The sequence below is a fragment of the Halobaculum rubrum genome, assembly GCF_019880225.1.
GTDB classification, from domain to species: domain Archaea; phylum Halobacteriota; class Halobacteria; order Halobacteriales; family Haloferacaceae; genus Halobaculum; species Halobaculum rubrum.
The window spans coordinates 1,153,892-1,175,163 of record NZ_CP082284.1 but is presented as its reverse complement, the minus strand read 5'-3'; the positions used below and the strand labels follow the sequence as shown (position 1 = coordinate 1,175,163).

Below are 21,272 nucleotides of genomic sequence, written 5' to 3'. Positions count from 1 at the left end.
CTACTCGGGAACGTCGAGGAACTCGTCCGTGTGGCCGGCGTAGTGGGCGATCCGGCGGCCCAGCGTCTCGGTGCGCTCGCGCAGGTCGTCGTCGACGAACTCGTATCGCGTCTCCGCCCCCGCAGCCCCCGCCGGCGGGCGCTCCCCGTCGTCCCACGGCTCGAAGCGGTTGCGCGCGTTTCGGATCCCGACCTGGAGGGGTGCGACCCAGCCGTGGACGCCGCGGATCGTCGCGCGCATGTGTTCGAGCGTGCCGCCGTAGGAGCCGCCGCCGGCGACCGCGAAGAGGCCGACGACGGTGTCCTCGTACTCGTCGAAGCTGCACCAGTCGTGGAACGAGCGGAACGCCGAGGAGTACGAGTCGTGGTACACCGGCGAGCACAGCAGCACGCCGTCGGCGCGGCGCATCCGCGCGAGCAGCTCGGGCACGTCGCCGGCGTCGGCGGCGTCCACGTCCGGATGATACAGCGGGACGTCGAGGTCGGGGTCGCCGAGGTCGATGAAGTCCGGCTCGGCGCCGTACTCGGCGGCCGCGTCGAGGGCGTACCCCAGCGTCGCCCGGCCGTAGCTCCCGTCGCGCCGCGAGCCGTTCACGGCGACGACGGTGGGCGTCTGCGACATGTGCGTGGCTTTCCGAGCGCGTGCAAAAGCCCGTCGGGTCGCGACGGGGGTTCGGTGGGGTCGCTGCGGCGGTTCGGTGCCCGGCGGCTCTCCGAGGAGCGCCGCCGGGCACCCGGGTTTTTGCCGTCCGGCGCCGACGCCTCCCGCATGGACGAGATCTCCTTCGGAACCGACGGGTGGCGCGCCACCCTCGACACGTTCACCGACCGACGCGTCCGGATCGTCGGCCAGGCGGTCGCCGACACGCTCGCCGAGACCGCGGCGGACCGCTCCGAGCGCCCCGTGCTCGTCGGCTACGACGCCCGGCCGACCTCCGAGGGGTTCGCCGAGTCGCTCGCAGAGGTGCTCGCGGGCAACGGCTTCGACGTGCTTCTCCCCGAGCGCGACTGCCCGACGCCGTTGGTCGCGCACGCCATCGTCGAGCGCGACGCCGCGGGCGCGCTGATGGTGACGGCCTCGCACAACCCGCCGGAGTACAACGGCGTGAAGTTCATCCCCGACGACGGCGCGCCCGCGCTCCCCGAGGTCACCGAGCGCATCGAGGCGAACCTCCGCGAGCCCGCCCTCGACGCCGCCGGAACCGGTGACGGGGGGGAGATCGACCGCGTCGACCTCGTGACGCCCCACGCCGAGCACGCCCGCGACCTCGTCGCCGGCGAGGGGGGGACGCTCGACCTCTCGGGGCTGACGGTCGCCTACGACGCGATGCACGGCAGCGGCCGCGGCGTCACCGACGCGCTCCTCGAGTCCGCGGGCGCGGCGGTCGAGCGCATCCGCTGTGAGCGCGATCCGGAGTTCGGCGGCGGGTCGCCGGAGCCCTCCGCGGAGAACCTGGAGGAACTCGTCGCGCACGTCCGGGAGGGCGACGCGGATCTGGGGATCGCCAACGACGGCGACGCCGACCGTCTGGCGGTCGTCACGCCAGAGCGCGGCCACCTCGACGAGAACCTCTTCTTCGCGGCGACGTACGACCACCTCCTCGAAGACGACTCCGGAGCCGCGATCCGCACCGTCTCGACGACGTTCCTCATCGACCGCATCGCCGAGGCGCACGGCGAGGCGGTGTACGAGACCGCGGTCGGGTTCAAGTGGGTCGCGCAGGCGATGGGCGAACACGACGCGCTGATGGGCGGCGAGGAGTCGGGCGGCTTCTCGGTGCGCGGGCACGTTCGCGAGAAGGACGGCGTCCTGCTGGCGCTGCTTGCGGCGGTCGCCGCCAGCGAGGCGTCGTACGACGACCGCGTCGAGCGCCTCGAGGACGAACACGGTCGCATCGTCGCCGACAAGGTGAGCGTCGACTGCCCCGACAGCGAGAAGGCGCGCGTCATCGACGACCTCGCCGATCACATCCCCGACGAGGTCGCCGGGGAGGCGGTGGCCGACGTGGTGACGGTCGACGGCTTCAAGCTCCTGCTGGCGGACGGCTCGTGGCTGCTCGTGCGCCCCTCCGGCACCGAGCCGAAGATGCGCGTGTACGCCGAATCCGGCTCCGAGGCGGACACGGCGGCCATCCTCGCGGACGGCCGCGAACTGGTCGAGCCGCTGGTCTGAGGCTCGCTCCCGCCCTCTTGCGTCCCGTTTCGGTTCCTCGTTCCCGCGTCCCGTGCCGATCTCCCTGTCCCGCGCCCATCCCGGCTCCCGACCGGGACCCACAGACTTGAGTGCGCGGCCGCCGCTTCGGTTGCCATGTTCGACGACGAGGCGGCCGCCCGCCTGCGTGCGGACCGCGAGCGCGACGGCTACTTTTTCCCGGATTACGGCCGGTACTGCTTCGCCGGCGTCCCCGCCACCCTCGGCGGGGTGCTCGGCGTCGACCTCCCGGGCGACCCGCTCCCGGACGGCGTCGTCGCCGACGTGCCCGGGCTCGCCGGCACCGCTCCCGGCGACGACGCCGACTACGACCGCGTCTGTCACGTGCTCGTCGACGGCTTCGGCTACGAACAGTGGCGCCGCGAGATCGCCGCCGGACGCGCGCCAGACTGGGTCGACGACCTCGCAGAAACCGCGGAGGTGACGCCGCTCACCTCCGTCTATCCCTCGGAGACCGCGGCGGCGATCACGACCGTCCACACCGGCCGCACGCCCGCCGAACACGGCGTGATCGGCTGGGATATGTACCTTCCCGAGGTCGACCGCGTGGTCCAGACGCTGCCGTTCGCGTCGAAGTCCGGCGAGCCGGCCGACGAGGCGTACGGCGTCGACGCCGGCGACCTCTTCGCCGGCGGGTCGATATACGAGACGATGGCGGCGGCGGGCGTCGATTCGGTCACCGTCCAGCCGACGAAGGCGGCGACGGGGGCCTACTCCGCACACGCCCTCGCCGGCGCCGACTCCCGCGGGTACGAGGACCTCGACGGCTTCCGGTCGCTGCTGACAGAGGCGTTGGCCGAGTCCGACCCCGGCACCTACTGCTACGCGTACCTCTCGAACGTGGACGGCGCGGCCCACGAGAGTGGCACCGAGTCCGACCACTACCGGGAGACGCTGCAATCGGTCTCCGACGCCGTCTCGGCGGCGTTGGCCGACGTTCCAGACGAGGTCGCCGACTCGACGCTGTTCGTGCTCACCGCGGACCACGGTCACGTCGACACCGACCCCGAGACCAACATCGACATCTGGGAGCACGACTTCATCACCGAGCGTATGCGCCGCTACGAGACGGGCGCCCCCGACGGGTACCCGTTCGCGGAGGAGCCCGAGGGTGGGAACGACCCCGGCGACGACGCCGGGGGCGACGACCGCGCGGCGGATGGCGATCCGCTCCCGCCGGTCGGCGGCGCGCGCAACGTCCACCTCCACCTGCGGCCGGGGACGACCGAGGAGGTGATCGAATACCTCGATCGGACCTTCGAGGGACGGGCGTTCACCCGGGAGGAGGCCCTCGACCGGGACCTGTTCGGCGACCGGGGGGTCTCTGACCGCTTCCGCCGCCGGTGCGGCGACGTGGTGTTCGTCCACCGTCGGAAGGCCGTCTGGCGCGGCGACGAGCCGGGGAAACTCGGCTACGTCGGCTGGCACGGCGGGCTGACCCCCGAGGAGATGATGACGCCGTTCGCGGTCGCGCCGCTGTCTGACGTGATCTGATCGTCTACTCCAACCTGACCGCGGCGGTCACCGCGTCGCGTCCGCGTCGGCCGCGAGCGTCCCGAACAGTCGCTCGTCGCGTTCCGCCACCTCGAACCCGAGCGCCTCGTAGAACGGCCGAACCTGCGGTCGGAACGTCGCCGTCAGCGGCCCGTCGGTTCGCCGGGCCGCCGCCGCGACGAGCGCGGTGCCGACGCCGTCGGCCCGCCGGCGCTTGCGCACCGCGACCGCCTCGACGCGGGTGCCGTCGAGGACGAGCGCGCCGACCACGTCGGCCGATTCGGTTCCGATCTCCCCCGGCACTGCGACCAGTGCGTCGCCGCCGGCGACGCGCTCGGGGAGGTTCGCCGGAACGGTCAACATCGCCGCGTCGAGGAGATGCCTGATGGCGCCCGTCTCGTCGTCGCGGGCGGCCCGGATCGACACGTCGGTATCGGGGACGGTGTCGGCGTCGGGGGTGGTGCCGGCGTCCGCATCTCGGTTCGGCTCGTCGCCGCCGCCGTCGCCGCCGGTCATCCGCCCTTGATCAGCCTGAGCACCTTGACCTCGCTCGACTCGACGGGGGCGTCCTCCGGAACCGGGTTCCCGTCCACGAGCACCGTCACCTCGTGGGGGGAGTAGTCGGCCGCCCGGCACACGTCGGCGTAGGTCGCGTCGTCGGCGAGCGAGAGGGTCTCGGTGCCCTCGCCGACGACCTCGCAGGTCACGTCCATGCTCGCAGTCGCCGCCGCGCGGCTTTCAGCGTTGCCGTCGCGTCGGTCGGACCGTCGGCCGCGAGCCCCCGGTCGGGGACCGCCGGGCCGATATCTCGGGGCGTTTATCCCCCCGGGCCGCCGACGACCGTCCATGAGCGAGGCCGACGACGGCGAGGCCGAGTCCTCCCCCGGGCGGGAGGTCTGGATCGAGAAGTACCGCCCGCAGACGCTGGAGGACGTGTACGGACACGAGCAGATCGTCTCCCGGCTCCGAAGCTACATCGAGCAGGACGACCTGCCGCACCTCTTATTTGCAGGCCCGGCCGGCGTCGGGAAAACTACTTCAGCCGTCGCCATCGCCAAGACGATCTACGGCGACGACTGGCGGACGAACTTCCTCGAACTCAACGCCTCCGACCAGCGCGGCATCGACGTGGTCAGGGACAGAATCAAGAACTTCGCGCGCTCGTCGTTCGGCGGCCACGACTACCGGATCATCTTCCTCGACGAGGCCGACTCGCTCACTGACGACGCCCAGTCAGCGTTGCGGCGCACGATGGAGCAGTTCTCCGACAACACGCGGTTCATCCTCTCGTGTAACTACTCCTCGAAGATCATCGATCCGATCCAGTCGCGGTGTGCGGTGTTCCGCTTCTCGCCGCTCTCCGACGAGGCCGTCGAGGCGCAGGTTCGCGACATCGCCGCCGACCAGGACATCGAGATCACCGACGCCGGGCTCGACGCGCTGGTGTACGCCGCCAACGGCGATATGCGTCGCGCGATCAACTCCCTGCAGGCGGCCGCGACCACGGGGGAGATCGTCGACGAGCAGGCCGTCTACGAGATCACCGCGACCGCCCGTCCGGAGGAGATCGAGGCGATGGTCGAGGACGCGCTCGCGGGCGACTTCTCGAAGTCGCGGGCGACGCTGGACACGCTGCTCACCGAGACCGGGATGGCCGGCGGCGACATCATCGACCAGCTCCACCGGTCGGTGTGGGAGTTCGGCCTCTCGGACCGGGAGGCGGTGCGGTTGATGGAACACATCGGGGAGACCGACTTCCGCATCACCGAGGGCGCCAACGAGCAGGTGCAGTTAGAGGCGCTGTTGGCGTCGTTGGCGCTGGCGAACGAGTAGGCAGTAGACGGGGAAGCGGGGGTTTCGTGTTCGTGTCGTATTCGCGTTCGCTCGCGGGCGGCGACCTCACACCTCCGGCTCGATGTAGATGATCCGGACGCGGTCGTCGATATCGCGGAGCGTCGCCTCGATCTGTGTGATGTCCTCGTCGACGCCGCGGGCGGCCGCGTCGCCGTCGAAGCTCACGTCGGCGGTGACGAGCACCTCGCCCGGGCCGACGAACACCGTCCGGAACCCGTCGATGTGGACGACGCCGTCGTGCTCCGAGATCGCCTCCCGGAGCTCGGCCTCCACGTCCGCCGGCAGCGACTCCCCGAGGATGAGCCGCTTGTTCTCCCACGCCAGCGCGACCGCGAAGAACATCAGGAGCGCGCCGATGAGGACCGAGGCGATCGCGTCGAAGACCGGCATCTCCAGGAACCGCGCGAGCGAGATTCCGACGAGCGCGATGACGGCGCCGGCGAGCGCGATGGCGTCCTCGGTGAACGCGGTGAGCGTTGTCACGTCGCTGGTCTTCGAGAACGCCTCGCGGAGCCCGGACCAGCCGTATGCGTCGATCTGTCTGTTCAACTCCGCCCGCGCTTTCTCGAACGCGTAGACCTCGAACAGGATTGCACCGAGGAGGACGGCGACGTTGATCCAGAACGGGTCGACCGGAATCAGCTCGGTGAAGTTGACCCCGGCGAGGATCACGTCCGCCCGCTCGCCGCCGTGGGCGGGGTGCATGATCGCCTCGTATCCGTGTTTCAGCGACTCCCAGCCGGCGATGCCAAAGAGGAGCACGGAGACGAGAAACGCGTAGAAGAACTGCGCCTTGCCGTAGCCGAACGGGTGCGCCCGGCTCGCCTTCCTGCTCGAGGAGCGGATGCCGATGAGGAGGAACACCTGGTTCCCCGTGTCGGAGATCGAGTGGTACGTCTCCGAGAGCATCGACGGCGACCCGGTGAGCAGGAAGCCGAAGAACTTCAGCACCGCGATGGCGCCGTTGGCGATCAGCGCGGCGATGACGACCGATCTGCTTCCTCCAGCCATTGTCGGCACGTCTCCGCCGACCGTAATCAACCCCAGGGAGTACGGCGGGCTCCCGAACCGTTAGTACCGGTCGCCCCGACCCGTCTGTATGCTCGTGATCCTCTCCGACACGCACGCCACCGACGGCCACCGCCTCCGGGGACGGACCCTCGACGCGGTCCGGGAGGCCGACGCCGTGATCCACGCCGGCGACTTCTACCGCGAGGCGGTGCTCGACGACCTCCGGCGCGAGGCGTCGACTGTGTACGGCGTCACCGGCAACAACGACGACGACGCGCTGCGCGAGCGACTGCCCCGTGACCGCGTCGTCGGCTACGAGGGCGCGACCGTCGCGGTTCGGCACCGGTCGCGAAGCGGCGCGACCGGCCTCGTCATGTTCGGCCGCGAGCGCGACGCTGATCTGGTCGTCTTCGGCCACAGCCACCGTCCCGAGTTCGACGACTCCGGGGAGATACCGCTGCTCAACCCGGGAAGCTACGCGCAGCCGAGGGGAAATCGCCCGGCACACGCCGAGGTGACGCGGACCGACGAGGCGCTCTCGGGAGAACTCGTGACCCCCGACGGCGAGGCGTTCGAGCGGTTCTCCGTCCCGGTACGGTCGCCGTGAGATCGCTCGGGTCGGGACGTCCGAGCCCTGTTCCGAGATAGTCGAACCGTCCGTTGTGACGGTCGAGAAGCGTGTGCCGCACCCGTCTCGCTCGTTCGGATCGCGTCTACGACGGTGCGGATCGCGTCAACGGGGACCGGGTTCCCGGGCCGCCGGCCGCCCGCGCGCCCGGTCGGGGGTGTCGGGGAGACGGTGGCTGGTGGCGACTCGGGCGCGGCGGTTGGAGGGCCGACGGGGAACCGCGAACGGAGGGCCGGCGCGCCACCGGGAACCGGTACCAGTTCATACTGTGGCTCGTGTCAAGTACTTTCTCTATGGTCAAACGCCGTTTTTAGTCACCGCGCCGGCGGCGCGGACGGACGAGCGGCCGGACGACTGAACGGACGAACGGAGGACAGGCGAACAGGCGCACGGACGGATGCGACGACTCACGCGCCGCCGCGACGGCGGGCGACGACCGCGACGACAGCGAGCGCGAGCAGCCCCCCGCACAGGAACAGGAACCCGGGCGAGGCGGCGAGCTGGTCGATCAGCGTCGGTCCGGCGTCACCGGCGACGGCGTACGTCGTCTCGCGCGCCAGTTCGGTCGCGGTCGACTCGGGCGCCGGCGACGCCGTCGGCGCGGGCGTCCCCGTCTCCGCGGCGGTTTCGGTCACCTCTTGGACACCTATTCCGCCGTCGTCCGCGGACTCGGTGGGCGTCGGCGTCGCCGCGTCGTCGGCAGCAGCCTCCGTGGCCGTCGCGTTCGTCGACTCGACGCTCACGTCGGTGCCGTCCTCGGAGCCCCCGCCGGCGCCGTCCGCGCCGCCGGCCGAGCCGAACCCGACCGCGGGCGCGAACGGGCCGTCGAGGACGGTCTCGACGACGACGGCGCCGAGGCCGACGGCGCCGACCCCGCCGAGCAGGCGGCTGAGCGTCGCGCGGACGCCAGATGCCTCGGACTCGGGACCGGCGACGAGCACGAGCGGCCCGTCGGCGGGGGCGTACACGTCCATCTCGCGGCCCTTCTGTGAGTAGGCGGTGTCGACCACCTCGACGACGCCCGCCTCGCGCAGGCGTTTCAGGTGGTACTGGGTGTTCTGCAGCGACGTGTCGACGCGGTCGGCCACGTCGCTGGCGGGGCCGGGGCTGTCGTGGAGGGCGGAGAGGATCGCGCGGGCGGTGTCCGAGGAGAGGGCCGCGAGGACGTCGTCGGCGTCGTCGCCGTCGACGCCGATCACCCGCGGGTCGCGGTCGCCGTCGTCGTCGCCGCGGGACCACGGCCCGCCGATCCCCGGGATGGAGGAGGGCATGTCGGCCATTCGTCGTTCCTCTTTCACGGTGGAGTTGGTAAGCTTTCCGTGCGCTCGCCGTCGTCGGAGCGCTGACCGTCCTCACGAACTAACGGCCCTCACGCCCCCGAACGACGCGTCACCTCCGGCGGCCGCGACCGAGCGCGACGCCGAGCAGCACGGCGGCCGCCGCCCCGACAACTGCCGTCGCGATCCCGAGGCCGTCTCCGGTCGCGTTCGTCCCGGTGGCGTCGGCCGTTCCGGACCGGCCGGACGCCCTGGCCGTCTCCGTCGATGACTCGTCCCCCGTCGCCGAACCGCGCCCGGCCGCGCCCGTCGTGTCCGTGCCGCCGGTCCGCAGCGGCGCGGTCGTCGGCCCCGGCGTCTCCGCCGGGCGCACCTCGACGGTCTCGTTCTCGATCGCGACCGGGTGGGTCGCGCTGGCGGCCCGCAGCCCCACCGCGTACGCTCCCGGTGAGGGGGTCGGCGGGGTCGCGACGACAACCGTCGTGTCGATCTCCTCGCCGGGCGCCACCGACGACCACTCGATCGTCCGGTTCGTCGGGTGGAACCGACCGTCGCCACGCACGGCCGCGATCGACCACCCTTCGGGCAGCGACGTGACGCGGACGGAGAGCGTTCGGACCGCCGTCCCGTCGTTGTTGACGAGACTGAGATACAGGTCCCCGCGTCGCTCTCCCTGACCGATCGAGCCGAGGTGGGCGAAGACGGTCTGCGGCCGCCGCTCGTGCAGACGAAGCGCGAGCGTCGCGTTCTCGTGGCCGAGGATCCGAAGCTCGCTGACCCCCCGGTCGCTCACCGCGACGGCGGCGTCGGCGCGATCCCAGTCGACGGTTGCCGCGAACCCGCCGTCGTCGCCGACCCGGACCACGGTCACGTTCGGCGGATCGGCGGCCGCGAGCGCACGGAGACCGTCGGTCGACAGCTCACGCAGGGTTCCGGACTCGCCGACGATCACCGCCGCGTCGGCGGCCGGTTCCCCGTCGACGCCGGTGACCGTCCCGTCGATCCGAACGTCGTCGCCCGGGCCGGGATCGTCCGTCGTGGCCGGCGCTATCGGCGTCGCCGACGCTGTCGTCGCGCCCGCCACCCCGGCAACCGTCCAGAGCACGCACAGCAGACACGCCGCGTAGGTGAACGCGGAACGACCTGACGATCGAGGCATGGCTCGGGCTTCGAACGCGACCGGCAAGTGCCTCGTGGAGGGACAAACCGGCGTCGTAGCTATCGGTGCCGACCTGACGGCGTTCGCTCGTCTCCCGCTCCGCTTTCGTCCGGGTCGGTCCGATCACATCACTCATCGTCGATCCGGAAGATCCCGACACCCCTTTGTCGACGTGTCACCGAGTCCTCGTATGCTCGATTACGTCGGTCTGGAGGCGGACCTCTCGGCGGAGGAGAAGCTGATCCGGGACACGGCCCGGGAGTTCGTCGCCGAGGAGGTCGCCCCGGACATCGCCGACCACTACGAGGCCGGGACCTTCCCCACGGAGCTCATCCCGGAGATGGGGGAGCTGGGATTCTACGCGCCGAACCTGGAGGGGTACGGCTCCCCGAACGTCTCCGAGCGCGCGTACGGACTGCTCATGCAGGAGCTGGAGGCGTGCGACTCCGGCCTACGCTCGATGGCCAGCGTGCAGGGTGCGCTCGTGATGTACCCCATCCACGCGTTCGGGAGCGACGCCCAGAAGGAGGAGTGGCTCCCGGCCCTCGGGCAGGGGGAGGCCGTCGGTTGCTTCGGCCTGACCGAGCCGGAGCACGGCTCGAACCCCTCGGGAATGGAGACGCGTGCCGAGCGCGACGCCGACGGGTTCGTCCTGAACGGCGAGAAGACGTGGATCACCAACTCTCCCATCGCCGACGTGGCGGTCGTGTGGGCGAAGCTCACCTCCGAGGAGGGTTCGCCCGTGCGCGGCTTCCTTGTCGAGACCGACCGCGACGGCGTCGAGACCCCGAAGATCGACGAGAAGCTCTCGATGCGCGCCTCCGTCACCGGCGGCATCGTCCTCGACGACGTGCGCGTCCCCGAGGCGAACGTCCTGCCGGACGTCGAGGGGATGAAGGGGCCGCTGTCGTGTCTCACGCAGGCCCGGTTCGGCATCGCCTGGGGCGCCGTCGGCGCCGCCCGCGACTGCTTCGAGACGGCCCGCGAGTATCAGACCGGCCGCGAGCAGTTCGGCGGGCCCATCGCCCGCTTCCAGATCCAACAGGAGAAGCTCGCGGAGATGGCGACGCAGATAACCCTCGCGCAGCTGCTCGCCTACCGGCTCGCGGACCTGAAGGAGCGCGGCGACCTCCGGCCCCAGCAGGTGTCGATGGCCAAGCGCAACAACGTCCGAATGGCCCGCGATCAGGCGCGCGTGGCCCGCGAGATGCTCGGCGGCAACGGGATCACGACGGACTACTCGCCGATGCGGCACATGAGCAACCTGGAGACGGTGTACACCTACGAGGGAACCCACGACATCCACTCGCTCATCCTCGGGGAGGATCTGACCGGCCTGTCAGCCTTCTCGTAGCGAGGCGGCGAAGCCGCCTCGAACGAACGACGCCCTACCGTCGCGTGCGACCCGGGAGACCGCGCTCACGCGCGGGTACTCGTCGGCTTCCCGCTCACGCCGTCCGATCGCGCCGTTCCGAGCTGCGGTGCCGCGACGCCGTCGAGCGGAATCGAACCCGTACCCGCCGCGGTAACGGCGTGACAACCATGATCATAGCTAAGTAGGTAGACCCTGACGCGCCAACCGAGATGGCCGAACCAGTCGAGGGCGGGTGGCGGACGCTTGCGTTCTCCCGCGAGGAGGCGTGGGTGGTCCACGCCGCGCTCCTCGACCGGGTCCGGACGGCGGTCGAGGCGGGCGACACCGCGGAGGGGTACCCGGAACTCGACGCGTTGACGGCGCTCGAGGACGGACGCGAGCGCTTCGCTCCCGACGAGATCGGGGTCGTCCGGCGGGCCCTCGAGGTGTACCTCAGATCCGCACCCCCGCGAGATCTGGCGCCCGGGCGGGCGGCCCTGCGGCGGACTGGCGTTCCCGGGGCTCCGGATACGTGATGCGCTACGTCGGGCCGTCCCCGTTCGACAGCGAGTCGCGCCGCGCGAACGTCCCCCACAGCGCGCGTCGATCGGCGGCCCAGTGATAGAGCGTCTCGCGGGCCTCCGGATACTTCGGCAGCCCCTTCGCGGCCGCGGTGAGCCACCAGCCGGCCGCGCCGGTGCGCCTTGTGACCTGTTCGAGCGCCTCGCCGCAGGAGTACACCGCGGCGTCGGTGACGAGGTGCACGCACTCCTCGTAGTCGTCGGGCAGACGCGCGCGCAACTCGTCGTCCTCGGGCAGTTCGGAGAAGCCGACGGCCTCGAACTCGCCCAGCTCCAGCGCGTGCGAGACGGCGAACGTGCAGAAGCCGCAGTCGTCGTCGTACACGAGGCGGGGGACTGCCATACCCGATGTACGGGCTCGGCGGATATGTCGCTTCGGGCGGTCGTCCCCGTCCGTCCCGCTATTCTTCCTCGCCGTCCCAGTAGTCGACGGCGTCGCCGCGGCGGAAGTACGCGTCCACGTCGCGCTCCCCGTTCTCCCCCGGCGCCGCGCCCGCCATCGCGCCCACCTTGTCGGAGTCGGGGTACACGAGCACCTCCGGGTCGCGCATCGTCGAGACCATCAGGTACCGGAGCGCGCCCGCGGAGTCGTTGACGACGCGGTGGGCACCGTCCTCGCCCGCCGGAAGCGTGACGTAGTCGCCCGCGCGCAGCGGACTCGTCCCGTCGGCGTGGCGCAAGGTTCCCTCGCCCGCGAGGACGTACAGCGGCTCCGCGTTGCCCGCGTGATGGTGATACGGCCACGCGCGCTTGCCCGCCGGGAGTTCGTAGAGGCTACAGCCCAGATCCTCGCCGCCGGCTGCCGCGGCCAGCTTCTTGCGTCGCGAGCCGACCGACTCGCCGCGGTCGGTCTCCTCCCAGTCGAGGCCGTCGGCGTTAACGCGGTTCATGCCTCCGAGGTCTCCTGCGTCGACGGTAATCGTATCGCCCGCAGCGACTTCCCCCGCCGCTGCTCCCGCAGCCCCCGGATGCCGGCGTTTTTGTACGTGTCGCGGTAAGGGTCGCCAATGGGAATCGATCCGAACTTCGACGACAACCGCGAGCACGTCGGCGAGGAGAACGGCCTCGACGTGTGGGGGCCGGTCGACCCGCCGGAGAAGCTGGGGATCCACGGCGCCCACGTCGCCGTCGACTACGACATCTGTATCGCCGACGGCGCCTGCCTGGAGAACTGCCCGGTCGACGTGTTCGACTGGGTCGACACGCCCGACCACCCGGAAAGCGAGACGAAGGTCGAGCCGACCCGCGAGGACCAGTGTATCGACTGCATGCTCTGTGTCGATATCTGCCCGGTCGACGCGATCGACGTGGACGCCTCGCGGTCGTAACCGCGGCCGGGTTTCCGGCCCCGCCGAGTCTGGAAGCCGCCGATTCGACCGCTCAGTCGGCCGCAGTCGGCGACGCGTCGGCGTCAGCGTCCGTGGGTGCGTCGACACCGACGCCCTCCTTCGCCGCTAGCGCCTCACACAGCAGCTCCGCGATGTCGACGACCTCGATGTCGTCCTCGAAGTTCCCCGTCTTGCGGCCGTCCTCGTACATCGTCCCGCACATCGGACAGGCGACGACGAACTTCTCGACGGCGTCGCCGGCGTCGGTGTCCTCCAGCGCCTCGCGCAGACGCTCCTCGCTGGGCTTGGACTCCTCCTCGTGGTCCATCCAGAGGCCGCCACCGCCGCCCCCGCAGCAGAACGAGTCCGCGCGATTGCGCGGCATCTCGTAGAGATCCACGCCCGTGGCGCGGATCAGGTCCCGCGGCGCCTCGTACACGTCGTTCATTCGGCCGAGGTGACACGGGTCGTGGTACGTCGCGGTGTAGTCCAGTTCCGTGCCGTCGAGCCCGAGGCGGCCCTGTTCGACGAGGTTCTCGACGACCTCCGTGTAGTGGAAGACGGGGTCGTCGAACTCGCTGACCTCGGGGTACTCGTTGCGGAAGGTGTTCATCGAGTGGGGGTCGGTGGTGACGACCTTCTCGAAGGTCGCCGACTCGAACGCCTCGACGTTGTCCTCGACGAGCATCTCGAAGAGCCCCTCCTCGCCGACGCGGCGCACGTCGTTGCCGTCGTGCTGTTCGTCCTCGTAGAGGATGCCGTAGGAGACGTTCGCGCGCTCGAACAGCGTCGCCAGCGACCGGGCGACGCGCCGGTTGCGCTCGTCGTAGCTGGGGTACTCGCCGACGTACCAGAGGAACTCCACGTCCTCCTCGCGGGCGTCGGGCACCTCGAAGTCGAGGTCGTCGGTCCAGTCCGGCCGCTTGCGGGCGGGGTCGCCGAACGTGTTGCCGTTCTGGAACACGTTCATCATCGCGTCCTGCACCATCTCGTCCATCTGCCCCGTCTCGGTGAGCCGGCGGTTCATCTGCGTGAACTCCGAGACGTGTTCGATGTCGACGGGACAGGCATCCATGCAGGCCATACAGGACATGCACGACTCCATGGACTCGGCGGCGATGACGGAGTCGCCGCCGTCCGCGACGATCTCCACCGGCTCCGTTTCGCCGGCGTCGAGGGACTCGCGGTAGCTCTTGAGATCGAGGATCACGTCCCGCGGGTCGAGGTTCCGGCCGGAAGCCTTCGCTGGACAGACAGACGAGCACCGGCCACACTTCGTGCAGGCGTCGTGGTCGAGGATGTGGCGCCACGAGAAGTCCTCGATGGAGCCGTAGCCGATCTCGTCGGGGCCGGCGTCCTCGGGTACGCCCGGCAGGCGCACGCCCGCCTTCTCGTCGCGGGTGACGACGTTCGCGAACGAGGAGATCATGTGGAACGGCTTGGCGTACGGGATGAGCGCGATGAACGCGAACGCCAGCAGCGCGTGACTCCACCACGTGACGGTGTACAGCGTCTCGGCCATTCCAACGGTGACGCCCGCCTCGGCGAACACGCCGGCGAGGAAGAAGCCGACGAACGACACCTGCTCGTATGCGGCGAACTCGGCGGAGCCGATGATGCGGAACGCCTCCAGCACGTAGCCGCCGACGCCCAGCGCCAGCAGCGTCCAGACGAACGCGTCGTCCTCCAGCGAGGTGTGTTTGCCCCACAGACGACCCTCGCGCTCGGTGTAGCGCCGGTAGATGGCCATCCCGACGCCGACGACGAACAGCAGCCCCATCGCGTCCATCACGAACGAGTACGAGAGGTAGAAGTCGCCGACGAAGAACGACTCGCCGGTGACGGGGCGCCAGAAGTCGAGGTCGATGCCGAGGATGGTCGTCCCGATGAGCAGCGTGAGAAACCCCCACAGGATGAACGCGTGCATGACGCCCGCGTACAGGTCGCGGTCGAACTGGTTCCGGTTCGACGCCACGATCCGCGCGGCCCGCAGGACACGCCCGGGCAGGTCGTCGAGGCGGTCGAACCAGTCGTCCTCCCCGGCGGCGTAGCGCGCGAACCGCGCGTACGTCCCGTAGAGGAACACCGCGATCGCGACCGCAGCGAGGTAGTAGAACGCGGCCTTCCCGACGGGACCGATCGTCCAGAAGGTCTCGCGCGTCACGTCGGATTGCATGTCGATAGCGCGTCGCCGGCCCCGATTAAATCTTCCCACACTTTCGTGCGTGACGGTCCGCGACGACGGTCGTCGTCGCCGGCAACACCCTTTTGTCCGACGGCTGTCATCGTTTCATTCTATGGACGAAAAGACGGAGGAACTCCGCGACATCTTCCTCGACACGACGGGCGGCGACACCGTCACCGAGCGTCAGGAAGAGGGGCACGGCTCGCTCGCGGACGAGGGCGACGCCGCCGAGCGGCTCTCGGACCTCGTCGCGCGGATGCGCGAGCGCTACGAGTTCGACTCCGACTGGTCCGACGACGACCTCGTTCGGCTCGTCCGGCTGTACTTCGACGACGGCGACGACGCCGCGATCGCCGACGATCTTGGCGTCTCCGAGGAGGCCGTGTTCGACGCCCGGATGGACCTCCACCTCGTACGCGAGTCGGACCGCGAGGCGCCGTTCGATTTCTCGCGTCTCCGCTCGCTGGTCGTCGACGAGGTCCCGCTCGCGGAGCGCGCGGCCGCGCTGGACGCCGACGAGGAACTCGTCGCCCGCTACTCGGCGGTCGCCGCCGCGGACGCTCGCTCGACGCGGGCGAACGACCGCTTCCGCGACGAGTTCGCCGACCTGCTCGCGGAGCAGGACCTCAAGGGGGGCCACACCGGGGACGCCCGCGAGGACGGGCTCCGGGAGGCCGCCGAGGACATCGAGACGAACGTTTCCTTCTGAACCGCTTTTCACCGCCGGGTTCCCCGCAGCGAGCGGCTCCGCCGCTCGCGAGGAAACCCGGCGGCCGAAACCCGTTCATGATCAAAAGGCCGCTCGCTCGCCGGCCTTCGGCCGGCTCGCTCGCGGTACAACCTCTAGCGACCCCGCTACCGCGCCGCACCCACTGACCGCACCGCAGCCGCGACCGCCACTGCACCTGTTTTGCACTCGATGGTATCGCGGCAACCGCTACGCGAACTGCCCCTCGCCGAACGTTCAAATACGAACCCGGAACCACCACCCCCGTGCCCCGGGAGAAGGCGACGTTCACGGATCTCGCGACGGCGACGTACTGCCCGCGCCAACTGTACTACGACCGGCGCGAGGACGACCGCGGGCCACCGTCGGAGACGACCGCCCGGATCGACCTCGCCTTCCGGTATTCCGAGCTGCGGGATCTGGACGACGCGGCGCTGGCGGCCGAGCCGATCGATCGCCCGCCCGGGGAGTACCGCGCGGCGCTCGCTCGGCTGGCCGACCGAGCGGACTGGGAGTCGCTGTCGAGTCCGACCGACACCCGCGTCCTCCTCGACGGGAAGGACGCCCGCGGCGTCGCGCACAAGGTGATCGGCGCTATCGGCGCGGACGCGCCGCGCGACGACGACGGGAACCCGATCGGGGATCCGCCGGTTCCGGTGATCGTCTCGCCGGGGGAACCGCCCGAGCAGGGCGTCTGGGAGCCACAGTCGGTGAAGGCGGTCGCGGCGATGCACGCGCTCTCCTGGCAGGAGGGGCGACGGATCCGACGAGCGCTCGTCGAGTACCCGACCCACGGCGTCGTCAGGGACATGTCGCTGTCCGTGCGACGCTCCGGGACCTACCGACGGGTGCTCAGATCGGTTCGAGAGATGGACGGCCCGCCGGCCCGGCTCTCCGGGAGCCCGAAGTGTCGGGAGTGCCGTCACCGGACGAACTGCGGGGTGAGAACCCGGAGTCTGCGGAGCCTGGTCGGGCTGTAGCTCCGGGATGGCGAGCCGTTCGGCTCAGGGCTGGCTCGCCAGCCACTCGCGGATCTCGTCGGCCAGCGGTCCCGCGCGGTGGATGACGCCGCGATCGGGGTCGACGACGGTGCTCTCGCCGCCGAGCGTCTCGCCGCCGTCGAGCACGGCCGCGCAGCCGTCGCGGATTCGGGGGTCGAGATCGGCGACCCGGCGGACGCTCCCGGCGCCCGAGCGGTTCGCGCTCGTCGCGGTGATCGGGCCGGCGGCGTCCGCGAGCGCTCGTGCGACCTCGTGATCCGGCACGCGGATCCCGACGCGCGGCCCGCCGTCGGTGAGCTCGGCGGCCAGGACGTCGCCGCGGTCGACGACGACGGTCACGGGGCCGGGAAGGAACGCCCGCGCGAAGCGGGCGGCCCGGTCGCTCGCGGGCGCCAGCGACAGCGCCGCCTCGACGCTCCCGAACGCGACCGACAGCGGCTTGTCCCGCGGGCGGTCCTTCAGCGCGAACACGCGCTCGACGGCGGCCGGATCAGTCGCGTCGGCGCCGAGCCCGTACACGGTCTCCGTCGGGTAGACGACGGCCCCGCCCCCACGGAGCGCCTCGGCGGCGTCCTCGATGTCGGCGTCCGTCACCCCGGGATTCGGCTCGTGGTCCGCCCCGTGATCCGGTCCATGATTCGATCCGTCGGCGTTCATGGGGCGGCTTACAGGCGTTCGACGTGCGATTCGATCTCGTCGTAGTCCGGGAACTCCGGCCATTCGGCGGCGACCCACGCGTACTCGACCGTGTGGTCCTCGTCGAGGAGGAACACCGCGGGACGGTGCTCGCGGATCCCCGTCATCCCGTCGAGGTCGTGGACGACACCATACTGCTCGCCGACCTCCGCCGAGGGGTCGGAGAACAACTCGTAGTCCATCCCGCGTTCCTCGATGAACGTCTTGTGCTCGTACGGGGTCGAGATGGAGACGCCGACCACGGTCACGTCGTCGGTGTCGCCGTGGCCCCACTCGCGGTCCCGGATCTCGTTCCAGACGTACGTCGCGGGGAACGCGCCGTCCATCGGGAAGAACACGAGCGCCACCGGGCCGTCGAGGGCCGACAGCGCGGTGTCGCTCCAGTACTCGTCGCCGACGAGCGGCCGGGTGAAGTCGGGCGCCTCCTCGCCGACGGCGACGTGGTCGGCCTCCGGGAGTTCGACGACGTCGAAGTCGACCATTCAGGAACCCCCCGCCGCGCCGTCGCCGTAGGTGTTGTCGAGGTACTCGACGATGTTGCCGGACTCGGACATCGTCACGCCGGTGTTCTCGTCGCGGATCGCCGGCACCGACCGCTTGCCGGTGAGTCGCGCGACCGCGTTTCGGTCCGAGTGCATCGGCTCGACGAACCGTGACTCGTACTCCAGCCCGTAGCGATCGAGCGTTCGAACGACGCGCTCGCAGTACGGACACGCCTGGAGCCGGTACAGCGTAATGTCGGACGTTGTCATGACCACGGCTACGACGGCGAGTCTGGTAACGTCTTCGCCCGCGGCACTCGCCGCGTCGTGCCGCCGCGAGGTCTCGCGGTGCGTCGTCACGCTCGTCGCGCGGACGGGCTCCCCGAGAGCGGACGACGGCGCCGCGCCACCCGAGGACAACGCTTAATTCGGGGGACCGTCAAGCCATCGTATCGCATGGGTTTGTCGCCGGTACACGCTCCAGTAGTCGCGCCCGCGCAGTTCGCCGGGCTCACGAACGTGGTGCCGATCAACGACGCGACCGTTTCGATCGGTGGCGTCGTCGCCATCGCCGCTCTCATCGCGCTCTCGGCGTTCTTCTCCTCCTCGGAGATCGCGATGTTCTCGCTGGCGGCCCACCGGATCGACCTGCTCGTCGAGGAGGGTCGCCGCGGTGCCGACGCCGTCGCGGAGCTGAAGTCCGATCCGCACCGGTTGCTGGTGACGATCCTCGTCGGGAACAACCTCGTCAACATCGCGATGTCGTCGCTGGCGACGGCGCTCGTCGGGATCTACGTCGAGAGCGCCGGCGCGGCCGTCCTCATCTCCACCTTCGGGATCACCACGCTGGTGCTGCTGTTCGGTGAATCCGCCCCGAAGAGCTACGCCGTCGAGAACACCGAGTCGTGGGCGCTCCGGATCGCTCGGCCGCTCCAGCTCTCGGAGTACCTCCTCCTCCCGCTCGTCGTCACGTTCGATTACCTCACCCGGCTCGTCAACAAGGTCACCGGCGGCCGGTCGGCCATCGAGACGTCGTACGTCACCCGCGACGAGATCCAGAACATGATCCAGACCGGGGAGCGCGAGGGCGTCATCGAGGAGGAGGAGCGGGAGATGCTCGACCGCATCTTCCGGTTCAACCAGACGATCGCGAAGGAAGTGATGACGCCCCGGCTCGACGTGAACGCGGTGCCGAAGGACGCCTCAATCGACGAGGCGATCGAGACGTGCGTGCAGGCAGACCACGAACGCGTCCCGGTGTACGAGGGTAACCTCGACAACATCATCGGCGTCGTGAACATTCGCGACTTGGTCCGCGCGCGCTACTACGGCGAGGGGGAGAACGACCTCGCGAGCGTCGTGCAGCCGACGCTGCACGTCCCCGAGTCGAAGAACGCCGACGAGCTGCTCGAGGAGATGCAGGACTCCCGGATGCAGATGGTCGTCGTCATCGACGAGTTCGGTACCACCGAGGGCATCCTCACCCTGGAGGACATGGTCGAGGAGATCGTCGGCGAGATCCTCGAGGGCGACGAGGAGGAGCCGTTCGAGTTCGTCGACGACGACACCGTCCTCGTGCGCGGCGAGGTGAACATCGACGAGGTGAACGAGGTGCTCGAGATCGACCTGCCGGAGGGACAGGAGTTCGAGACGCTCGCGGGCTTCGTGTTCAACCGCGCCGGTCGGCTCGTCGAGGAGGGTGAGGAGATCGACTACGAGGGCGTGAAGATCCGCATCGAGGAGGTCGACAACACCCGGATCATGCGGGCCCGCGTCACCGTCACCGAGGAGTACTTCGCGACGGACGACGAGGAGAGCGACGAGCCCGAGATCGAGAACTGACCGTGCACTCGATCCCGTCGAAGCGAGGGGTTGGGTTCGTCGGACTCACCACGGCGCTCTCGGCAGCGATCTGGGTCGGTATCGAACTGCCGTTCTTCGACGGCGACCTATCGAGTGCCGCACTCCAAGGCGTCGCGTGCGGCCTCGCCGCCGGCGGCGTCCTCGCGTACTCGGGCTGACGCGCCGGCGCGCCGTCGCTCTCGGCTCGTCTCCGGATAGCGCTGCGACTTCTCCTACAGCACCGCGTCGACCGCGGTGAACGCGCCGTAGCCGATCCCGAGCGCGAGCGCGAGCGATCCGATCCACGCCAGCACGGTGTACGCCATCTTCCGCGTGCTCACGCCGGCGCCGCCGGCGGCGTACCCCGACCCGATGATCGCGGAGACGATGATCTCGTTGAACGAGACGGGGATGCCGAACGCGACGGCGGTCTGGGCGATGGCGAAGCTGGGAATGAGCGCGGCGATCGAGCGCCGCGGCCCCAGCGAGGAGTAGTCCTGCGCGAGCGCCTTGATCATCCGCGGGGCACCCGTCCACGACCCCACGAGCAGGCCGAGCCCGCCGCCGACGAGCACGGCGATCAGGGGGACCTGCACGGCCGTGCCCTCGCCGCCGATGAGCGGGACGAGCGGGCCGATCGCGAGGCCGACCTGCGAGCCGCCGGCGGAGAAGGCGACCAGCCCCCCCAACACGAGCAGGAAGCGTCGCTGTCCGCGGGCCTCGTCGAGCGTCATGTCGCGAAACAGCGCGAGCGCGACGAGGATCGCGAACGCCACCGTGACGGCGACCCAGCCGAGGTCGACGCCCGCGACGCCGACGGCCGGGAGCGCGTCGGCGACGGCGCCCGCGAGCGAGCGCTGCACGCCCGGCGGGCCGAGGACGGTGAAGCCGATGTTGGCGACGAGGGCGGCGACGAGGCCGGCAAGCGTCGGTACGGCGATCCGCTCGGGAACGCGGTCCGCGCGCAGGAGTCGCGCCGTGGCGTAGGCGATGCCGCCGCCGACGAACGGGGTCGCGACCCACAGCGCCACGATCTCGCGGTACTTCCCCCACGCGGGGTCGCCCCCGAGCGCGAGGCCGACGCCGACGACGGCGCCGGTGACGGTGAACGCAGTGGCGATCGGATAGCCGGCGAACACGCCGATCGCGACGAGCACGGCGGCGGTGATCAGGCCGACGATGGCGGCGGTGGCGGTGATCGACACCCCCACGACGAGGTCGTTTCCGACCGCCTCGGTGACGTTTGCGCCCTGGAGCACGGCGCCGAGGAAGCCGAGCACCCCGACGATCAGCCCGGCGCGCATCACCGAGATGGCGTTGGCGCCGACGGCGGGGGCGAACGGCGTCGACCCGGAGGATCCGGCGCCGATGGCCCACGCCATGAACAGCGATGCGAGGGCGGCGATGAGGAGCGTAGCGAGGGTGCCGGCTGCGACCATACC

24 protein-coding genes are annotated in these 21,272 nt (G+C 70.4%); 11 read left to right on the top strand and 13 right to left on the bottom strand.

Translation table 11 applies throughout. The features are described from left to right. The gene (locus K6T25_RS06215; protein ID WP_222917343.1) at nucleotides 1-621 is read right to left on the bottom strand and encodes an NADPH-dependent FMN reductase; all 621 of its coding nucleotides are present in this window, start codon (nucleotides 619-621) and stop codon (nucleotides 1-3) included. A gap of 147 nt (nucleotides 622-768) precedes the next feature. Between K6T25_RS06215 and K6T25_RS06210 the strand changes: the two genes are divergently transcribed. Both K6T25_RS06210 and K6T25_RS06205 read left to right on the top strand, forming a co-directional pair. Next, nucleotides 769-2,172, top strand: coding sequence for a phosphoglucomutase/phosphomannomutase family protein (locus K6T25_RS06210; protein WP_222917341.1), 1,404 nt, complete (start codon nucleotides 769-771; stop codon nucleotides 2,170-2,172). A 135-nt stretch (nucleotides 2,173-2,307) separates the two neighbouring features. Continuing rightward, nucleotides 2,308-3,705, top strand: a complete 1,398-nt coding sequence (locus tag K6T25_RS06205) for an alkaline phosphatase family protein (RefSeq protein WP_222917340.1) — start codon at nucleotides 2,308-2,310, stop codon at nucleotides 3,703-3,705. A gap of 27 nt (nucleotides 3,706-3,732) precedes the next feature. Here the strand turns inward: K6T25_RS06205 and K6T25_RS06200 are convergent, their stop codons facing one another. Further along, the gene (locus K6T25_RS06200; protein WP_222917338.1) at nucleotides 3,733-4,221 is read right to left on the bottom strand and encodes a GNAT family N-acetyltransferase; all 489 of its coding nucleotides are present in this window, start codon (nucleotides 4,219-4,221) and stop codon (nucleotides 3,733-3,735) included. Continuing rightward, nucleotides 4,218-4,418 (bottom strand): ubiquitin-like small modifier protein SAMP2, encoded by a 201-nt coding sequence (gene samp2, locus K6T25_RS06195; protein ID WP_222917337.1) that lies wholly within the window; start codon nucleotides 4,416-4,418, stop codon nucleotides 4,218-4,220. The genes K6T25_RS06200 and samp2 overlap by 4 nt, the downstream gene beginning before the upstream one ends. 133 nt (nucleotides 4,419-4,551) lie before the next feature. Between samp2 and K6T25_RS06190 the strand changes: the two genes are divergently transcribed. Further along, on the top strand, nucleotides 4,552-5,538 hold the full coding sequence (locus K6T25_RS06190) for a replication factor C small subunit (protein ID WP_222917336.1): 987 nt from the start codon (nucleotides 4,552-4,554) through the stop codon (nucleotides 5,536-5,538). Between the two features lie 66 nt (nucleotides 5,539-5,604). Here K6T25_RS06190 and K6T25_RS06185 read toward each other — a convergent pair whose 3' ends face one another. Continuing rightward, nucleotides 5,605-6,570 (bottom strand): cation diffusion facilitator family transporter, encoded by a 966-nt coding sequence (locus K6T25_RS06185; protein WP_222917333.1) that lies wholly within the window; start codon nucleotides 6,568-6,570, stop codon nucleotides 5,605-5,607. A gap of 88 nt (nucleotides 6,571-6,658) precedes the next feature. Between K6T25_RS06185 and K6T25_RS06180 the strand changes: the two genes are divergently transcribed. Beyond that, nucleotides 6,659-7,177: a metallophosphoesterase gene (locus K6T25_RS06180; protein ID WP_222917330.1), complete on the top strand. Its 519-nt coding sequence runs from the start codon at nucleotides 6,659-6,661 to the stop codon at nucleotides 7,175-7,177. 428 nt (nucleotides 7,178-7,605) lie between these two features. Here K6T25_RS06180 and K6T25_RS06175 read toward each other — a convergent pair whose 3' ends face one another. Then, nucleotides 7,606-8,478 carry an ArsR/SmtB family transcription factor gene (locus K6T25_RS06175; protein WP_225917826.1) on the bottom strand — a complete coding sequence of 291 codons (873 nt, stop codon included), beginning with the start codon at nucleotides 8,476-8,478 and terminating at the stop codon, nucleotides 7,606-7,608. 109 nt (nucleotides 8,479-8,587) lie between these two features. Continuing rightward, the gene (locus K6T25_RS06170) at nucleotides 8,588-9,634 is read right to left on the bottom strand and encodes an NEW3 domain-containing protein (RefSeq protein ID WP_222917328.1); all 1,047 of its coding nucleotides are present in this window, start codon (nucleotides 9,632-9,634) and stop codon (nucleotides 8,588-8,590) included. Between the two features lie 190 nt (nucleotides 9,635-9,824). Here K6T25_RS06170 and K6T25_RS06165 point away from each other — a divergent pair, with 190 nt between their 5' ends. Both K6T25_RS06165 and K6T25_RS06160 read left to right on the top strand, forming a co-directional pair. Then, nucleotides 9,825-10,988: an acyl-CoA dehydrogenase family protein gene (locus K6T25_RS06165; protein ID WP_222917325.1), complete on the top strand. Its 1,164-nt coding sequence runs from the start codon at nucleotides 9,825-9,827 to the stop codon at nucleotides 10,986-10,988. Between the two features lie 230 nt (nucleotides 10,989-11,218). Continuing rightward, the gene (locus K6T25_RS06160) at nucleotides 11,219-11,524 is read left to right on the top strand and encodes a DUF7853 family protein (RefSeq protein ID WP_222917324.1); all 306 of its coding nucleotides are present in this window, start codon (nucleotides 11,219-11,221) and stop codon (nucleotides 11,522-11,524) included. 4 nt (nucleotides 11,525-11,528) lie between these two features. Here the strand turns inward: K6T25_RS06160 and K6T25_RS06155 are convergent, their stop codons facing one another. Then, entirely contained in the window at nucleotides 11,529-11,912 is a 384-nt protein-coding gene (locus tag K6T25_RS06155; protein WP_222917322.1) for a DCC1-like thiol-disulfide oxidoreductase family protein, read from the bottom strand. A 58-nt stretch (nucleotides 11,913-11,970) separates the two neighbouring features. Next, the gene (locus K6T25_RS06150; protein WP_222917320.1) at nucleotides 11,971-12,459 is read right to left on the bottom strand and encodes a cupin domain-containing protein; all 489 of its coding nucleotides are present in this window, start codon (nucleotides 12,457-12,459) and stop codon (nucleotides 11,971-11,973) included. Between the two features lie 117 nt (nucleotides 12,460-12,576). On the opposite strand from K6T25_RS06150, the gene K6T25_RS06145 reads away from it, so the two are divergent. Continuing rightward, nucleotides 12,577-12,897, top strand: coding sequence for a 4Fe-4S dicluster domain-containing protein (locus tag K6T25_RS06145; protein ID WP_159666659.1), 321 nt, complete (start codon nucleotides 12,577-12,579; stop codon nucleotides 12,895-12,897). 52 nt (nucleotides 12,898-12,949) lie between these two features. On the opposite strand, the gene K6T25_RS06140 is transcribed toward K6T25_RS06145, so the two are convergent. Continuing rightward, complete coding sequence (locus K6T25_RS06140) at nucleotides 12,950-15,073, bottom strand: heterodisulfide reductase-related iron-sulfur binding cluster (protein WP_222917318.1); 2,124 nt, start codon at nucleotides 15,071-15,073, stop codon at nucleotides 12,950-12,952. 121 nt (nucleotides 15,074-15,194) lie between these two features. On the opposite strand from K6T25_RS06140, the gene K6T25_RS06135 reads away from it, so the two are divergent. Both K6T25_RS06135 and K6T25_RS06130 read left to right on the top strand, forming a co-directional pair. Then, nucleotides 15,195-15,791, top strand: coding sequence for a conditioned medium-induced protein 4 (locus tag K6T25_RS06135; protein ID WP_222917316.1), 597 nt, complete (start codon nucleotides 15,195-15,197; stop codon nucleotides 15,789-15,791). A 284-nt stretch (nucleotides 15,792-16,075) separates the two neighbouring features. Next, nucleotides 16,076-16,789 carry a CRISPR-associated protein Cas4 gene (locus K6T25_RS06130; protein WP_222917314.1) on the top strand — a complete coding sequence of 238 codons (714 nt, stop codon included), beginning with the start codon at nucleotides 16,076-16,078 and terminating at the stop codon, nucleotides 16,787-16,789. Nucleotides 16,790-16,813: 24 nt separating this feature from the next. Here the strand turns inward: K6T25_RS06130 and K6T25_RS06125 are convergent, their stop codons facing one another. The 3 genes from K6T25_RS06125 to K6T25_RS06115 are packed head-to-tail and all read right to left on the bottom strand — an operon-like array spanning nucleotide 16,814 to nucleotide 18,258. Beyond that, nucleotides 16,814-17,467, bottom strand: coding sequence for an L-threonylcarbamoyladenylate synthase (locus K6T25_RS06125; RefSeq protein ID WP_222917313.1), 654 nt, complete (start codon nucleotides 17,465-17,467; stop codon nucleotides 16,814-16,816). 8 nt (nucleotides 17,468-17,475) lie between these two features. Further along, nucleotides 17,476-17,988, bottom strand: a complete 513-nt coding sequence (locus K6T25_RS06120; protein ID WP_222917311.1) for a redoxin domain-containing protein — start codon at nucleotides 17,986-17,988, stop codon at nucleotides 17,476-17,478. Next, nucleotides 17,989-18,258 carry a glutaredoxin family protein gene (locus K6T25_RS06115; RefSeq protein ID WP_222917310.1) on the bottom strand — a complete coding sequence of 90 codons (270 nt, stop codon included), beginning with the start codon at nucleotides 18,256-18,258 and terminating at the stop codon, nucleotides 17,989-17,991. It abuts the gene before it with no gap. Between the two features lie 186 nt (nucleotides 18,259-18,444). Here K6T25_RS06115 and K6T25_RS06110 point away from each other — a divergent pair, with 186 nt between their 5' ends. Then, nucleotides 18,445-19,830 (top strand): hemolysin family protein, encoded by a 1,386-nt coding sequence (locus K6T25_RS06110; RefSeq protein WP_222917309.1) that lies wholly within the window; start codon nucleotides 18,445-18,447, stop codon nucleotides 19,828-19,830. A 2-nt stretch (nucleotides 19,831-19,832) separates the two neighbouring features. After that, nucleotides 19,833-20,009, top strand: a complete 177-nt coding sequence (locus tag K6T25_RS06105) for a hypothetical protein (RefSeq protein ID WP_222917308.1) — start codon at nucleotides 19,833-19,835, stop codon at nucleotides 20,007-20,009. A 54-nt stretch (nucleotides 20,010-20,063) separates the two neighbouring features. Here K6T25_RS06105 and K6T25_RS06100 read toward each other — a convergent pair whose 3' ends face one another. Next, nucleotides 20,064-21,269: an inorganic phosphate transporter gene (locus tag K6T25_RS06100; RefSeq protein ID WP_222917307.1), complete on the bottom strand. Its 1,206-nt coding sequence runs from the start codon at nucleotides 21,267-21,269 to the stop codon at nucleotides 20,064-20,066. Between the last annotated feature and the right edge of the window lie 3 nt (nucleotides 21,270-21,272).

Excerpts from the sequence above, each read along its gene's own strand:
- K6T25_RS06215 (WP_222917343.1), bottom strand. The coding sequence starts at position 621 with ATGTCGCAGACGCCCACCGTCGTCGCCGTGAACGGCTCGCGGCGCGAC.
- K6T25_RS06210 (WP_222917341.1), top strand. The coding sequence starts at position 769 with ATGGACGAGATCTCCTTCGGAACCGACGGGTGGCGCGCCACCCTCGAC.
- K6T25_RS06205 (WP_222917340.1), top strand. The coding sequence starts at position 2,308 with ATGTTCGACGACGAGGCGGCCGCCCGCCTGCGTGCGGACCGCGAGCGC.
- K6T25_RS06200 (WP_222917338.1), bottom strand. The coding sequence starts at position 4,221 with ATGACCGGCGGCGACGGCGGCGGCGACGAGCCGAACCGAGATGCGGAC.
- samp2 (WP_222917337.1), bottom strand. The coding sequence starts at position 4,418 with ATGGACGTGACCTGCGAGGTCGTCGGCGAGGGCACCGAGACCCTCTCG.
- K6T25_RS06190 (WP_222917336.1), top strand. The coding sequence starts at position 4,552 with ATGAGCGAGGCCGACGACGGCGAGGCCGAGTCCTCCCCCGGGCGGGAG.
- K6T25_RS06185 (WP_222917333.1), bottom strand. The coding sequence starts at position 6,570 with ATGGCTGGAGGAAGCAGATCGGTCGTCATCGCCGCGCTGATCGCCAAC.
- K6T25_RS06180 (WP_222917330.1), top strand. The coding sequence starts at position 6,659 with ATGCTCGTGATCCTCTCCGACACGCACGCCACCGACGGCCACCGCCTC.
- K6T25_RS06175 (WP_225917826.1), bottom strand. The coding sequence starts at position 8,478 with ATGGCCGACATGCCCTCCTCCATCCCGGGGATCGGCGGGCCGTGGTCC.
- K6T25_RS06170 (WP_222917328.1), bottom strand. The coding sequence starts at position 9,634 with ATGCCTCGATCGTCAGGTCGTTCCGCGTTCACCTACGCGGCGTGTCTG.
- K6T25_RS06165 (WP_222917325.1), top strand. The coding sequence starts at position 9,825 with ATGCTCGATTACGTCGGTCTGGAGGCGGACCTCTCGGCGGAGGAGAAG.
- K6T25_RS06160 (WP_222917324.1), top strand. The coding sequence starts at position 11,219 with ATGGCCGAACCAGTCGAGGGCGGGTGGCGGACGCTTGCGTTCTCCCGC.
- K6T25_RS06155 (WP_222917322.1), bottom strand. The coding sequence starts at position 11,912 with ATGGCAGTCCCCCGCCTCGTGTACGACGACGACTGCGGCTTCTGCACG.
- K6T25_RS06150 (WP_222917320.1), bottom strand. The coding sequence starts at position 12,459 with ATGAACCGCGTTAACGCCGACGGCCTCGACTGGGAGGAGACCGACCGC.
- K6T25_RS06145 (WP_159666659.1), top strand. The coding sequence starts at position 12,577 with ATGGGAATCGATCCGAACTTCGACGACAACCGCGAGCACGTCGGCGAG.
- K6T25_RS06140 (WP_222917318.1), bottom strand. The coding sequence starts at position 15,073 with ATGCAATCCGACGTGACGCGCGAGACCTTCTGGACGATCGGTCCCGTC.
- K6T25_RS06135 (WP_222917316.1), top strand. The coding sequence starts at position 15,195 with ATGGACGAAAAGACGGAGGAACTCCGCGACATCTTCCTCGACACGACG.
- K6T25_RS06125 (WP_222917313.1), bottom strand. The coding sequence starts at position 17,467 with ATGAACGCCGACGGATCGAATCATGGACCGGATCACGGGGCGGACCAC.
- K6T25_RS06120 (WP_222917311.1), bottom strand. The coding sequence starts at position 17,988 with ATGGTCGACTTCGACGTCGTCGAACTCCCGGAGGCCGACCACGTCGCC.
- K6T25_RS06115 (WP_222917310.1), bottom strand. The coding sequence starts at position 18,258 with ATGACAACGTCCGACATTACGCTGTACCGGCTCCAGGCGTGTCCGTAC.
- K6T25_RS06110 (WP_222917309.1), top strand. The coding sequence starts at position 18,445 with ATGGGTTTGTCGCCGGTACACGCTCCAGTAGTCGCGCCCGCGCAGTTC.
- K6T25_RS06100 (WP_222917307.1), bottom strand. The coding sequence starts at position 21,269 with ATGGTCGCAGCCGGCACCCTCGCTACGCTCCTCATCGCCGCCCTCGCA.